This is a genomic window from Xanthomonas dyei (assembly GCF_002939865.1).
GTDB classification, from domain to species: Bacteria; Pseudomonadota; Gammaproteobacteria; order Xanthomonadales; family Xanthomonadaceae; genus Xanthomonas; species Xanthomonas dyei.
Genome location: NZ_MDEE01000016.1, coordinates 1 through 14,661 on the forward strand (window position 1 = coordinate 1; position 14,661 = coordinate 14,661).

9 protein-coding genes are annotated in these 14,661 nt (G+C 62.2%); 3 read left to right on the plus strand and 6 right to left on the minus strand.

What is annotated here, in order from left to right; all coding sequences use genetic code 11:
• Positions 1-13: 13 nt before the first annotated feature.
• Both XdyCFBP7245_RS12035 and XdyCFBP7245_RS12040 read right to left on the minus strand, forming a co-directional pair.
• Positions 14-1,012 carry a M13 family metallopeptidase gene (locus tag XdyCFBP7245_RS12035; protein ID WP_158255510.1) on the minus strand — a complete coding sequence of 333 codons (999 nt, stop codon included), beginning with the start codon at positions 1,010-1,012 and terminating at the stop codon, positions 14-16.
• A 264-nt stretch (positions 1,013-1,276) separates the two neighbouring features.
• Positions 1,277-3,379, minus strand: coding sequence for a M13 family metallopeptidase (locus tag XdyCFBP7245_RS12040; RefSeq protein WP_104615864.1), 2,103 nt, complete (start codon positions 3,377-3,379; stop codon positions 1,277-1,279).
• Between the two features lie 356 nt (positions 3,380-3,735).
• Here XdyCFBP7245_RS12040 and XdyCFBP7245_RS12045 point away from each other — a divergent pair, with 356 nt between their 5' ends.
• Entirely contained in the window at positions 3,736-5,331 is a 1,596-nt protein-coding gene (locus XdyCFBP7245_RS12045; protein ID WP_104615865.1) for a phytoene desaturase family protein, read from the plus strand.
• Positions 5,332-5,445: 114 nt separating this feature from the next.
• Here XdyCFBP7245_RS12045 and XdyCFBP7245_RS12050 read toward each other — a convergent pair whose 3' ends face one another.
• Both XdyCFBP7245_RS12050 and XdyCFBP7245_RS12055 read right to left on the minus strand, forming a co-directional pair.
• Complete coding sequence (locus XdyCFBP7245_RS12050; protein WP_104615866.1) at positions 5,446-8,520, minus strand: TonB-dependent receptor; 3,075 nt, start codon at positions 8,518-8,520, stop codon at positions 5,446-5,448.
• A 369-nt stretch (positions 8,521-8,889) separates the two neighbouring features.
• Positions 8,890-11,880 (minus strand): TonB-dependent receptor plug domain-containing protein, encoded by a 2,991-nt coding sequence (locus tag XdyCFBP7245_RS12055; RefSeq protein WP_104615867.1) that lies wholly within the window; start codon positions 11,878-11,880, stop codon positions 8,890-8,892.
• Between the two features lie 334 nt (positions 11,881-12,214).
• Here XdyCFBP7245_RS12055 and apbC point away from each other — a divergent pair, with 334 nt between their 5' ends.
• Both apbC and dcd read left to right on the plus strand, forming a co-directional pair.
• Complete coding sequence (gene apbC / locus XdyCFBP7245_RS12060; RefSeq protein WP_104615868.1) at positions 12,215-13,066, plus strand: iron-sulfur cluster carrier protein ApbC; 852 nt, start codon at positions 12,215-12,217, stop codon at positions 13,064-13,066.
• A 96-nt stretch (positions 13,067-13,162) separates the two neighbouring features.
• A complete protein-coding gene (dcd, locus tag XdyCFBP7245_RS12070) occupies positions 13,163-13,732 on the plus strand; it encodes a dCTP deaminase (protein ID WP_055850006.1) in 570 nt (189 codons plus the stop codon).
• A 161-nt stretch (positions 13,733-13,893) separates the two neighbouring features.
• Here dcd and XdyCFBP7245_RS12075 read toward each other — a convergent pair whose 3' ends face one another.
• Both XdyCFBP7245_RS12075 and XdyCFBP7245_RS12080 read right to left on the minus strand, forming a co-directional pair.
• Positions 13,894-14,079: a LiaF transmembrane domain-containing protein gene (locus tag XdyCFBP7245_RS12075; RefSeq protein WP_104615869.1), complete on the minus strand. Its 186-nt coding sequence runs from the start codon at positions 14,077-14,079 to the stop codon at positions 13,894-13,896.
• A 399-nt stretch (positions 14,080-14,478) separates the two neighbouring features.
• Positions 14,479-14,646 (minus strand): LiaI-LiaF-like domain-containing protein, encoded by a 168-nt coding sequence (locus XdyCFBP7245_RS12080; protein WP_005994260.1) that lies wholly within the window; start codon positions 14,644-14,646, stop codon positions 14,479-14,481.
• Positions 14,647-14,661: the final 15 nt, after the last annotated feature.

Genomic DNA, 14,661 nt, shown 5'->3' on the forward strand with positions numbered 1-14,661 from the left:
GCGTCGCCGAACGTCAGTTGCATGGATGATTCCTCAACACGAGGCGGGTAGTGTCGCGCATCTGCCGTGCTTTGTTCAGAGGTTCCCTAAAGAACCGAGAGTTTGCCAGCGAGAATCCTTTATCGATCGTGACACCTTGCGTGGCGAAGAACTTCTCCCAGGAAAAATGCGGGGTGGCTTTGTCTGCATCGGCCACGCTGACGAAGCGGTACTGGTTCTTGGGGTCGTGCGCCTCGACTTTGGACAGCGATGCCGCAGCCAGGCGCGATTCCAATGCCAGCACCTGTTTGGCCTGCGCCGTTGCGGCCTCGGCCGAGGTGCCGGTCAGTTCAAAGGATTTGGCGATGTACTCCAGATAGGCCGCACGCAACGGGGCGTATTGGGCTGCGCTGTAATAGTCCTTGGTCCTGAAAATAAGGCCGCCTTGTTCGGCGTAACCGATCTGCTGCGTGGCATCGCTGAAATCGGCATGGATGGAGAAATTGAATACCTGCGGGTCACCTTGCGCATGGCGCTGCGCGATGTAATCGGCAATGTCCTTGCTCGATGTCAGCGCATCGATTTCATTTAATTGCGGCTTCAGCGGTTGGTCACCGGCCGCTTCGATTGCCGCATCGTCCATACCGGACGCATACAAGATGCCGAGCTTGGCCGCCACGCTGTGCTGGTCTAGCGTGGCCACCGATTTGGCGGCATCTTCAACGATTTGACGCTGGACCGCGGTGCTCTTTTCGTCGATTTCGTTGGCCATCTCCCAGCTGGCGCGATCGGCTGGAACCGGATTGGCCAGGCTCCATGTGCGATTGACGAAGCCATCAAGGTCCTGGCATGCACTGATGCTGCGATCCAGATCGGCGGCATTGAAGACCGTCTTCGCTTGCACGTCGGCATGACCCGCTGTGCCGGGAAGGGGTGTTTTGTCGTTCGCTTGGCGATCGTCGTGTGCGGGTTTGCAACCGGCCAGCGCGATGAGCAAGGCAACCGCGAGGGTCGTGGTCTTAAGCAGGGACATGGGGGATTGTCGCGATAAGAGGCGGCAATCATAGGTTGGCACCAGGCAGCAAAGGTGCCGGTTGAGCATTGTTGAGGCTTGCCCGGGTGGAAGCCTTCAGCGAACGACTATGCGATCGCGTCATCAAAGCGTCATGCAGCGATCCGGCTGACTGCGGACGCATCTGATGCGTGACGTTCGCCGCGAATGGGGAGCGTCCAGCGCTGAAAGGTGTGCGGCGGGCGTCTCCCACCCGCCGCACACCCGGTCATCCATGTTGCAGCGTTACCAGATCACAACCTGCTGATCGCCCTGACGCACCATCGCATCGCCGGCCTTGCACGAGAACGCGGCGGCAAATGCCGGCATGTTCGACGGTGCACCGATGGCGCGGAAGTTGGCCGGCGCGTGCGGGTCGGTCTTCAGGCGCACCACCAGTTCTTCCGGGGTGAAGTTGCGACGCCACACCGTGGCCCAGTTGAGGAAGAAGCGCTGGTCGCGAGTGATGCCGTCGGTCTTGGGGTCGTCCTTGCCGGCGGTGGCGGTCTTCATGGCGTCGTAAGCGGTGTTGAGGCCGCCCAGGTCGGCGATGTTTTCGCCCAGGGTCAGGTCGCCCTTGACCTTGTCGCCAGCCGGCGTGCGATAGCCGTCGAACTGCGCGACGAGCTTGCCGGTGCGGCCCTTGAACGCATCCAGATCCTTCTGCGTCCACCAACCCGGATCGGGGATGAAGTTGCCATCGGCACCGAAGCGGCTGCCCTGGTCGTCGTAACCGTGGGTCATCTCATGCCCGATCACCGCACCGATGCCGCCGTAGTTCATTTCCTCCGGTGCATTCGGGTCGAAGAACGGCGGCTGCAGGATCGCGGCCGGGAACACGATCTCGTTCTGCAGCGGGTTGTAATAGGCGTTGACCGTCTGCGGGCTCATGCCCCATTCGGTCTTGTCCACCGGCTTGCCGATCTTGGACAGGTTCCACTTGTAGTTGAATTCCTGCGCGGCCAGCACGTTGCCCAGGTAGCTATCGCGACTGGTGGCAAGGCCGGTCCACTCGCGCCACTTGTCCGGGAAGCCGATCTTGGGGGTGAAGCTTTCCCACTTGGCGATCGCCTTGGCCTTGGTCTCAGGGCTCATCCAGTCCAGCTTTTCGATGCGCGCCTTCAAGGCGGTGCGCAGGTTGGTCACCAGGGTTTCCATCTTGGCTTTGGAATCGGCCGGGAAGGCAACCTTGACGTACATCTGGCCCAGCGTTTCGCCGGCCTGGCCGTTGATGGTTGCCAGCACGCGCTTCCAGCGCGGCTTGATTTCCTTCTGGCCACGCAGGGTCTTGTTGTAGAACGCGAAGTTCTCATCGACGAACGGCTGGCTCAGGAACGGCGAGGCGCCATCGACGGCATGGAAGCGCAAGTAAGCGCGCCAGATCGCCGGGGCGGTGTCGGCGATCATCTTGCTCACTTCCTGATGGAAGGCCGGGATCGCCAGCGAGAACATCTCCGGCGTGGCCACGCCCTGCGACTTGAAGAACTCGGTCCACGACCAGTTCGGCGTCAGCTTGTCGGCATCGGCCGGCGAGATCGGGTTGTAGGCCAGCGAGGCATCGCGCGACATCTGCGTGCTGGTCTTGGAGACCTTGGCCAGGCGGGTTTCGAACGCGACCACCTGCTTGGCCTGCGCGGCGGCATCGGCTGCCGCGACGCCGGACAGCTCCAGCACCTTGGCAATATGCGCCTGGTATGCCTCCAGCTTGGCCTTGTTGCCGGCGCTGGTGTAGTACTCCGGATCCGGCAGGCCCAGACCGCCCTGCATCGCATAAGCGATGTTCTGGCTGGACTTCTTGAAGTCTGCTTCGGCGCCGAAGCTGAAGAGATCGTTGTTGCCCTTGGCGGCGCTGCTGCGCAGATAGTCCACGAGCTTGGCCTTGTCGCTGATGGCGTCGATGGCGGCCAGTTCCGGCTTCAGCGGCTCGATGCCCTGGGCATTGATCTTGGCTTCGTCCATGCCGGTGGACCACAGGTCGCCGACGATCTTCTCCACACCGGTGGCGCCGGTGTCGGCCGCGGCCTGCACGGCCAGCTGCTGCTGGATCGCGTTGGAGCGCTCGTCGAGCATTTCGAACGCGCCCCAGCTGGTGCGGTCGCCCGGCACCGGGTTGGCGGCCAGGAACTTGGCGTTGGCGTAGGCGTTCAGATCGGTACAGGCGTTGCCATTGGCATCCAGATCGGCCGCGGTGAACTGGTTCACCGCCGGCAGCTTGCTCTGGTCCAGGGTCAGGGTCTTGGGTGCAGCGGGTGCGGCCGCTGCGGTATCGCCAGCCGGTGCCGCAGGCGCGGCATCGTCGGACTTCTTGCAACCGCTCAGCGCGGCCGCCACGGCCAGGGTCAGCGTCAATAGATGAGGTGTTCGAATCACAAAGGCTCCAGGAGCAACAGTCGATTGGGGAGCTCCGTCGCCGGAGCCGTGGCCGGCACTCTACGCCTCGCCAGCCGACAGGCATGGTGTCGAAGGTCATGGGTGCGGGATGTGTAGAAGCGCTGGCTGGGCGGTGCTCTTGGGGCACGGCAGTCTTGCGCGCATGGCGATGCGTAGCGGCAGCGAGGTGTTTTGTTGTGCCGGGCGCTGCGGCTCCAGGCCATGTGCGTGATCACTTCTTGGCCTGGCCGTCGATGTCGATGTGCCGATAGCGATCGAGATAGCCGCTAAGGCCCGAATGGTCCGGCTGCGCAAGCGGTGCTATATACGTCTGCATGCCTACTGCTTCCCAACCGCTGGACGCTTTGATCCTCGGCGCCGGCCACAACGGCCTGGTGTGCGCGGCGTATCTGGCCCGGGCCGGCAAACGCGTGCTGGTACTGGAAGCGCGCGATGTGGTTGGCGGCGCCGCTGTCACCGAAGAATTTCATCCCGGGTTTCGCAACTCGGTGGCGTCCTATACGGTGTCGTTGCTGCAGCCCAAGGTCATCGACGATCTTGGGTTGGAGCGGCACGGGTTACGCGTGGTGGCGCGTCGCATCAACAACTTCTTGCCGCAGCCCAATGGCGACTATCTGTTGGCCGGCGCTGGGCGCACCGCTGTGGAAGTGGCCAAGTTCTCCGCGCGCGATGCCGCTGCACTGCCTGCGTATGAAGCGCGCCTGGAACAACTGGCCGATGTCTTGCGTGCGCTTGCCTTGCAGCCACCCCCCGATGTTACCGATGCCGGATGGCTGCGTGCGTTGCCGCAGCTGTGGCGTGCGGGCAAGGTGGGTCTGCAGCTGCAGGAATTACCGCTCGCGTTGCAGCAAGATTTGCTCGATCTATTCACCATTTCGGTCGCCGAGTATCTGGATCGTTGGTTCGAAAGCGCACCGATCAAGGCGTTATTCGGCTTCGACGGCATCGTCGGCAATTACGCCAGCCCGTACACACCGGGCACGGCGTACGTGTTGTTGCATCACGTGTTCGGGCAAAGCAACGGCGTCAAAGGCGCCTGGGGGCACGCGATCGGCGGCATGGGCGCCATCACCCAGGCGATGGCCGCCAGTGCGCGCGCATACGGCGCGCAGATTCGCACCGGCTGTGCGGTGGATCGGGTGTTGGTGGAGCAAGGGCATGCGGTGGGCGTGGTGACGGCCGATGGCGAAACGCTGCGCGCGCCTGCCGTGGTTGCGAACGTCAACCCGAAGTTGCTCTACCAGCGGTTGATGCGAGCCGAGGACGTACCGGAGGCCACGCGCGAACGCATCGTCCATTACCGCTGCGGCTCGGGCACCTTTCGCATGAACGTCGCACTGTCGCGTCTTCCCGATTTCACCGCGTTGCCCGGCGCTGGCGACCATCTCACGGCCGGCATCATCCTGGCGCCGAGTCTGGATTACATGGACCGTGCCTGGCAGGACGCACGCGCATCGGGATGGTCGCGCGAACCGGTGGTCGAATTGCTTATTCCCAGCACGCTGGACGACTCGCTGGCGCCGCCCGGCCAGCATGTGGCCAGCCTGTTCTGTCAGCACGTTGCACCGCAACTTTCCGATGGCCGGCACTGGGACGATCATCGCGAGGAAGTCGCCGATCTGATGATCGCAACGGTCGAGCGTTACGCGCCAGGATTCGCCGTATCTGTAGTGGGCCGGCAGATCCTCAGCCCCCTCGATCTGGAGCGCATCTTCGGGCTGATTGGCGGCGACATCTTCCACGGCGCCCTCAGCCTCAATCAACTCTTCAGCGCACGCCCGATGCTGGGGCAGGGCGCGTATCGCGGCGCAGTGCCGGGTTTATATCTGTGTGGATCGGGCACGCATCCCGGCGGTGGGGTGACTGGAGCGCCTGGGCATAATGCTGCGCGGGTGATTTTGGGCGGCTGATGCAGCCGGCGATGGCGGCCAAAAAAAGGCCCCGGAAAAACCGGGGCCAGAGACAGTACGTCTGCATGGCGAAGGTGAGTGAACCCACCTTCGCCTTTGCACGCGATCAAACGATCAGAAATCGTATGACGCAGTCAGACGCATGTAGCGCGGCTGGTTGTAGCTCCAGGCTTCGGTGCCAAGCCCATACGTGTTGGACACGGTCCGGCGAGTGACCTCATTGGTGCTGGAGATGCGATTGACCGAGCGGTCATTCAGCACATTGAATACATTCAGCGAAAACGCAAGCTTGTGATCGGCGAAGCCTGGACGATACGTGACGCCTAGATCGAGATTTTTGATCCATGGCGTCTCGCCAGCGCCGCCCGCAGATACAGGTTGGCCATAGCAGTAGTGATATGCAGACCCATAGCCGACCGGGTCGTAATCCACCGCTGCGGCGTCAGGGCCCTCGTAGTAACCCAGGCACGACTTCGGTGTGCCGGACATGACCCGTACCGTTGCCGATGCCAGCCACTCAGGCGTGAACTGGTAGGCGCCAAATGCCTTCAACTGATGACGACGGTCGTTGGCCAGGTTGCCACCCGCGTAGTACATCAATTGTGCAGCGTCCCAATCCTGTGTCTTGGAGATGTCGGCTTGCCCAAGATCCGACTTCACCTGCCCTTCGGTATTTCCGTAGAGATGCGACCAGGTGTAGTCGATGCGGCCATACCATTTTTCATCGAATGGATGCTCGATAAACAGATCGACAGCCACGTAGTTACGCTTTGCCTTGTCCGTGAAGCCCCAATCGGACTGCGACATACGCAGCTGGGTATAGCCAGAGCCATCGGTGTTGGCAAGGTTATAGGTATTGGTTTCGCCAGGATTGAACATCACGCAACCAGGAATGGTCACGCTGCTCGGGTCACCGCCTGCTGCTTGGAGCGCATCGGACATGCGTCCTGGATCGCAGACATCGTCGATCGCGGTCTGCAATTTGCGGTAGGTGACTTTGGCGCCCGAATTCCACTTCTCGCCTAGCGTCTTTTCGAAGCCGATCAGGAACTCGTCCTGATACTGCGACTTCAGATCGCTTGGGGCGAAGGAATTCGGATCCGGCGCCTCACCATATTCTCCGTTGGAAGATACAGGACCCGGTCCGAGTGCCGCCAGGCCGGTTGGCTCACCATTGGCGTCGATCCCCGAGTAAGTAAAGTACTCATTGGTATACGTGGAGGCAGACGCTCCGCGGATGGCAACCTGATTTGGCAACGCCAAGTAGTACCGGCCAATATTGGCAAATACCTTGAAGGAAGAATCGCCAAAGACATCCCAGCTAACCCCTAGGCGCGGAGCCCACTGGTCACCACTGTCCACGTAAGCCACGTGGTCGCTGTTGTAGTTGGTGAACTTGTCGTTGCGGATACCCAGCGTGAGTAGCCAGTTATCGTTGACCTGCCAACGATCTTCCAGGTAGTAGGCCTTCTGCTCAACGGACATGCTGGTCGCCGTGGTGAAGATACGGCGGTTCACAAAGTAACCGTCACCACCAGATGGGCCAACGCCCAGCGCACCATTGATGGGTTCGCTGGGATCGTCCTGGCTGCCGTAGATCCAGCGATACCCTGGACCACTGGTAAATACGCCCTCGTCGTAGGCGTTGAAGTACATATTGTCCACGCCGGCGGTCAAGTCATGATCGCCCAGACGATAGTTCAGCTCCAGACGCAGATTGCGGCTCTTATTGATCGGATCTGCTGCCTTGACAGTCGTGGTGGCCTGCCGGTTGGTAATACGCCGGCCGCCTGTGATCGCCGGGTCTTGCAGATTAGCGCTGGCAATGTTGGGCAATGCCGATGCACCGGGGTTGAACTGCTGGTTGTGCTGAGTATCGCGTCCCCACGTTGCATTGAGGGTCAGGTCGTCCGTGATGTAGCTGGTGAACTTCACGATGTCGACACTGTCTTTGAGCTTGTACGTATCCGTGAACAGCCCGGAAGGACCTTGATCCGTAAGCGTTGCATAGTCGTAGTTGTTGTATACGCCCGAACGTCGGTCGTTGTTTTCGATACGTGTGTATTCGAGGATGTTGCTGTCGTTGATGTTCCAGTCCAGTTTGCCGTAGAACTTCGGCGAACTGTTCTCATAATGGCTGCGTCCCTGGTCGCTGGCGGCCGTCGCAATATTGGTGGTTGCTCCGTCGACCTTGTCCGTTTCGCCGGCCACGAACAGGAACAGGCGATCCTCAATCAGCGGGCCACCTGCGTACGCGCTGTAAACGGTCCTGTTCTGCACGTCGCCCTTGCCGCGGCGATAGATCGTGCCGGGCAGGTCATCATCTTCATAACCGTAATTTGCCGGAAGTTCGCTATTCGGATACCAAGCATCGCCGCGTGAGCTCGCCAGCGATTTCGGTTCCCATACCGCTTGCGCTCCGAAATGCCACTCGTTGGTGCCGCGCTTGCCCACCTGGCTGATGACACCGCCGGTCGAGCGGCCGTACTTTGCACTGTAGCCGCCTGTATAGGTTTCCTGCTGGTCGATTGCGCCGTAAGGGAGACTGAGCCCGCCGAGATTGTTGAACGGGTTGGTGACGTTAACGCCGTTGATGTAATAAGCGTTTTCCGTTACACCCGCGCCGCCAAAGGAGATGGTGGAACGCGAGCCATTATTGAACGCTCCGCTTCCGGAGATGGCACCCGGCGCCAACAACGCAATCGCTTCAGCGCTGCGCCCCAGCGGCAGGGTGGCCAGCTGCTCGGAGGTGATCACCGAACGCGAACTGGTCGAACTGACATCGATCTTCGGTGCATTGGCGGCAGTGACCGTGATCGCGCCCAGCGTGGTCGCATCGGCGTTTCCTGCGGCGCTGGCGCCTGCAAACGACACTTCGGTGCCCGAGCCAACGCGCAGCTGCACGTTCTTGCGGGTATCGACGACCTGGTCGCCGCGCTTGAGGGTGACGGTGTAGGCGCCAACCGGCAGCGAGCCGAGGTTGTAGCGGCCGTTCGCGTCGATGGTGATGGTGCGGCTCAGGCCGGTGTCGCTCTGCACGACGATCGTGCTGCCGGCTTCGGACGGAGCGCTGCCGTAGATGCTGCCGGTGGTGCTCTGCGCGTAGACCGCGCCGTTGGTTAGGCAAGCACCGAGCACGACGGCGAGAGCGGTGCGCTTGAGGACTTGGCGACGAAACTGATTGCTCATTCCTGACCTTTCAACTGGGAGTGCGGAGAAGGGACGGTCATCGGGGAGTCAGATGGCCTTAACTCGAACGTAATGAATGTCTGCGCTGCAACGCAAGCAATCGGAACGATTTGTTAATGAAATACAGGTAATCCGCATCAGAAGTGAGGAATTCAGCACAATTTCAAGCGCTGCGACACAAAGAAAGAAACAACCTCAACCACAGGGTATGTTTGATAGTTACATTGGATACAGATAATGCAGGCTCGAGAAGCTGTCGCGACAACGGCGAGCAGGCCTGCAGCTGGAAAGCGGCACCAGGGCCGGGCGTACCACCGCGGCGAAAAAAAAGCCCCGACAAGCGGGGCTCTTCTCAAGCATCACGTTCGGTCAAAACCGCACCGTCGTCCCCAGATAGAAGAACCGGCCGACGTTGTCGTACAACGCCGAGTTGAAATCCGAGCCGAAGTAGTTGCGCGGCGGATCCTTGTCGAAGGCATTGTCGATGCCGAGGTAGACGTCGATCTTCGAGCCGGGGAACTGATAGCCGAACTGGAAGTTGTGGTACGTGTACGAGCCGTTCTTGATCGGGCTGGCCGAACCCGGGTTGCTGTTGTAGCTCTCCGGGGTCACGCGCAGGTTGCCGTCCACATAGTTCATGTCCCACGAGGCGCGCCATTCGTTCCAGTTGTACTTGGTCTGGAACTGCGCGCGCCAGCGCGGGTCGGTCAAGTAGGTCACGTATTCGTCGTATTCCTGCGGGAAATCCTGAAAGACCCATTCGCGCGACTGGATCAGCCGGGTACCGACCAGCCGCAGCACCGTGTTGCCTTCGCCGATCTGGAAGCGGTAATCCATTTCCAGATCCACGCCCACACGGCGCGAGCGGGCCAGATTTTCGTTGAGTGCCTGCCAGCCGATGATGCTGTGCTCGGGGTAGATGGCGCCCTGTGGGTCGGTAAAGCCGCCCAGCGGAGCGCGCTGCACGAAGCCGCAGAAGCTGTTGTTGATGCCGCCGGGGTTGTCCACGCAACGCGTGGCATTGGTCTCGGCCGTGACCGTGCCGATGGCATCGCGCAGATCGATGCGCCAGTAGTCGACCGACATGCCGAAGCCTTCGAAGAACTCCGGCTGCCACACCAGCCCGTAGGACAGGCTGCGCGCACGCTCGGGCTTCAGCTCGGGATTGCCGCCGCTGACGCCAGGACGGGTGGCGGTATAGGTGTCGATCCAGCCGACCGGCACGCCCAGTGCGCTGCAGTTGGCCTGGCGCAGCGCCACATCGCCGGCCGTGCCGGGGCGGTTGGTGTTGGTGGGAAGGTAGTTGCAAGGGTCGGCGATGGTGGCGAAGTTTTCGCTCTGCGAGTCGTACAGCTCGCCGATGCTGGGCGCACGCACCGCCTGCGCCAGCGTGCCGCGCAACCGCAGCGACGGGATGATGGTCCAGTCCAGACCGATGTTCCAGGTCTTGGTCGAGCCGATGCTGTCGTAGTCCGAATAGCGCCCGGCCACATCCAGCGCCAAGCGGTCTACGCCGGGCAGGCCGGCGAGCAACGGAATGGTGCTTTCGACGAAGATTTCCTTCACGGTGTACTCGCCGCCGCTGTTGGGAATGGCGTTGAGGAAGGTCACCCCGGAGGCGGCCAACGGGTCGGTGATTTCCTCGCTTTGTTCCTTGCGGTATTCCACGCCGCCGGCGAAGCCGATGTCGCCAGCCGGCAGCGACAGCAGGTTGCTGTTGGCCACCGACGCACTGAACACGGTTTGCTGGATCTTGGCCTGCGCGCGCGCGGTGGTGTTGAACCAGGCGGCGGCTTCCGGTGTGACCGCGCCATTGCCGAAGACGCTGAAGGGCACGCAGCCTTCGCGCGCCAGTGCCGAATACACGCGGTTGGTGTTGGGATTGATCGCGTTGGGGTCCAGCGTGGTGCGGCAGACGATAGTGCCGCTGGCATCGCGCGCAGCATCGATACCCGCCTGCCAACGCTCGTTGATACGGTTGTTGAGGTTGAGGCGGTCCACCGTGGTCTTGCCATAATTGGCAGACACGTCGTAGGTCCAGTTGTCGGTGAAGTTGCCTTCGGCACCGAGCACGGCGCGGTAGGTCTTGCGCTCGATGTTTTCGCCGCGACGGCCGGCATCGACGTTGAAGCGGTTCATCAGGATCTGGGTGGCGCCGCGCGAATCCATCAGCGCGCCGAGCTGCGGGCTGACATACGGGTTCTGCCGGCGCACGCGTAGCGAGCTGTCGAACGCAGGCTGGCCGAAGAATTCCGAATCGGTCTCGCTGTACTTGCCTTCGAAGAACAGGCGATGGTTCTCGCTCAGTTCGAAGTTCACCATCGTGTTGACGCTCTTGCGATCGAAGCCCGGCTGCAGGTCGGCCACGGCGTTGAGATCGGCGAAGTCGCAATCCACGCACGAGGTATTGCTGACCACCGTGCCGTTGTAGCGGTTGCGGCGGAAGCTGCCATCTTCAGCGAACAGATAGCGGTTGCCGTAGGTGGCCGGGTTGCGGAAATCGAACGTGCCCAGGTTGAAGGTGCCGCCGTAAGAGGTGCTGTGGTTGCCGCCCGGGCCGCTGAGCACCGTCTGGGGGTTGCTTTCGCTTGGCGGGCGGCTGGGGTCGAAGCTGGGGTTTTGCACATTGACCAGATACTCGCGGCCGATGGCGCGGTTGCCGCGGCCGAAGCGGTCCTGCTTGCTGTACTCGCCCGAGATCGCAATGTTGCCGCGGCCTTGCGCAAAGTCGGTGCCGGCAGAAAAGCTGGCGAACGAGCGGTTGTAGTTGCCCTCATCGGCGAGGCCGGTTTGCGCCCGCGTTTCGAAGCCAGTGAAGTTCTTCTTGAGGATGAAGTTGACCACGCCGGCCACCGCGTCGGCGCCATACACCGCCGACGCGCCGCCGGTGATCACCTCAACACGTTCGACCCATTCCACCGGAATCGTGTTGACGTCCACCGCGGTCGAGCCGGGGCTGGAACCCACATGGCGGCGACCGTTGACCAGCACCAGGGTGCGGTCGGTGCCCATCCCGCGCAGGTCGAGCAGGCCCAGGCCGGCGGTGCCGATAAAGCGGGTGGAGTTGCCCAGCGTGTAGGTCGGTGTCAGGGCTGGCATGCGCGCCATCAGGTCGCTGATGGTGGTCGCGCCGGTGGCGCGGATCTCTTCGGCGGTGATCGCGGTGACCGGCGACGGCGTGACGAAGCCGGTACGCGCAATGCGCGAGCCGGTGACGGTGACCTTGTCCAGATCGGTGGTACCGGGAGCCACACCATTTTCGGATTGCGCGGCAACGTGGCCGGCGGGCGCGACCAGCGCGACCAACAGGGCGGCGCTCAAACGATGACGGCGGGTAGATTGCGGGAGACGACTCGACATGAACGTGCGGATTCCTTGCTGGGATGAGTCCACCAGCCGTACTCACTGAGTGCGAGCTGAATTGATCCCTGACCGTAACAATTCCTTCACCACGTGTCTACAATTGTGAAATATGTCCATGACTGACATGTGCGTGCGCGACGCCGCGGCGTGCTTCCGGGCGAAGGCGATGGCGGAGGTAATCGACACGAGCCGGTAAACTGAGCGTCTTTCGCGCTGCGATGGGCATGGCCCCGCACAGCCGCACACGATGGACGGGACAGGTAATGGCAACGATGTGGGACAACAATGCGCGCGCAATGAACGCTGCTGCCGCAGCAGCAGGCAGCCAGGCATGAGCGGCGAACGCAGGATCGCCGCGCACGCGGTGCAGGGCGCGCTGGCGCCGCACCCGCGTATCCGCAATGTCATTGCGGTGGGGTCGGGCAAGGGCGGGGTGGGCAAGTCCACCACTGCAGTGAATCTGGCGTTGGCGCTGCGGCAGCAGGGCGCGCGCGTCGGCGTGCTGGACGCGGATATCTACGGGCCGAGCGTGCCGGCGATGCTGGGGTTGAGCGGCAAGCCCGACAGCCCGGACAACAAGTCGATCGAGCCATTGCGCGCATTCGGGATCGAGGCGATGTCGATCGGCCTGCTGGTCGATCAGGACACGCCGATGATCTGGCGCGGGCCGATGGCCACCTCGGCCCTCACCCAGCTGTTCAACGACACGCTGTGGGACGACCTGGACTATTTGCTGATAGATCTGCCGCCCGGCACCGGCGATATTCAGCTGACCCTGTCGCAGAAGATTCCGGTGGCCGGCGCGGTGATCGTGACCACGCCGCAGGACATCGCCACGCTGGATGCGCGCAAGGCGCTGAAGATGTTCGAAAAGGTCGAGGTGCCGGTGTTGGGCATCATCGAGAACATGGCGGTGCATACCTGCAGCAACTGTGGCCATCGCGAGCATCTGTTCGGCGAAGGCGGCGGCGAGCGCATGGCCGCGCAGTACGGCGTGCCGTTGCTGGGCTCCCTGCCGTTGGCGATTGCGATCCGCGAGCAGGGCGATGCCGGTCAGCCGATCGTGATCGCCGCGCCGGACTCTGCTGCCGCGCAGGCCTACCTGGCGGCAGCCAGGCGGCTGTCGGAAGCGTTGGGCAAGCGTCCGCGCGCCAGCATTCCCATTTCCGCCTCGCTGCTGTAATCCGCCGGCCGGCCTCTGGTGCCGGCCGCTGCTAGACTTTGCCGTCTTTCGCGCGGGCCGCCCGGCCTGTCGCCTTCCGTCTTCAAGGAACACCGCATGAGCATCAAGAGCGACCGCTGGATCAAGCGCATGGCCGAGCAGCACGCGATGATCGAGCCGTTCGAGCCCGGCCAGATCAAGCACGACGCCGCAGGCCAGCGCATCGTCAGCTTCGGCACTTCCAGCTACGGCTACGACGTGCGTTGCTCGCGCGAGTTCAAGATTTTCACCAACATCAACTCGACCATTGTCGACCCCAAGCATTTCGACCCGGGCAGCTTTGTCGATGTCGAATCGGATGTCTGCATCATCCCGCCGAACAGTTTTGCGCTGGCACGTACGGTGGAATATTTCCGCATCCCGCGCGATACGTTGGTGGTGTGCCTGGGCAAGAGCACTTACGCGCGCTGCGGCATCATCGTCAACGTCACCCCGCTGGAGCCGGAGTGGGAAGGCCACGTAACGCTGGAATTCAGCAACACCACGCCGCTGCCGGCGCGCATCTATGCCAACGAAGGCGTGGCGCAGATGCTGTTTTTCCAGTCCGACGAAGTGTGCGAAACCTCGTACAAGGACCGCGGTGGCAAGTACCAGGGCCAGACCGGCGTGACCTTGCCGCGTACGTAATGCGCTGCATGGGTGTCGACGCAAGCGCGTCGGCAGCCGGCGGCAGCAGGGCCGTGACGCGCTGAGGCCATATCAAGGGTGTGCGGTGCACGGGATGCGTCGCGTGCCTGCATTGCACACAGCATGCGAGGTCGCTCTCGCCAGTGCTTCTAGCCCGCAGCTCAGTCGGTTGCCAGCACCGGTTTGCGGCGACGCATCAGCTGGTGGACGCCGGCCCAGACGATCATCAAGGGCCACCACGCCGCAATCACGTCGCCCAGGTCGATGCGGCTCAGGCCAAGATTGTTGAGCAGGAACATCCCGCCCATGACGATCAAAAACAGGCCGGAAGTCAGTCGGTAATGCATGGCGGCGTCCTCGTTGGGTGTGAGGCCATGCTGCGCGCGATGGCCCCGCCAATCAGGTGCCGGAAGTCAACAGTTGCGGGTGACAGTCGTCATGTCGCGCTGCTGCCGGGTGCGCATTGATCGTGAATTGTCATCAAGGCGCACGCGGTAACGACGACGGGCGCGATGGTCATGGTCGCTGCAACATCGGAAAATGGTGTTGGATCAGAAAATAGTGCTGGATCAGAACGCTTCGTCGAATGCACTAGCTTCGCGCGTACTCTCATCCGCCCCTTCGGGGCACCTTCTCCCGAGGGGAGAAGGTGGGGGGACCACGCAGCTGAACTGCTAGGCGAGCCAACAGCACCGAGACACCGCTGTGACCACTACCGAATCCCAACTCCCCAATCCCAGCCCCACCTACTTGCCACGCCCGAACAACATGCCGATGCCGCAGGCCACCAGCGCGGCCGGCCACCAGGTGGCGATCAGCTTGCCCAGACTGAGATTGGTCCAGCCCAGGTTGTTGGCCAGAAACAGCAGGCCCACCAGGATCAGGATCAGCGCGGCGACGACATTGGATTTCATGCGAGAGGGCAGGTT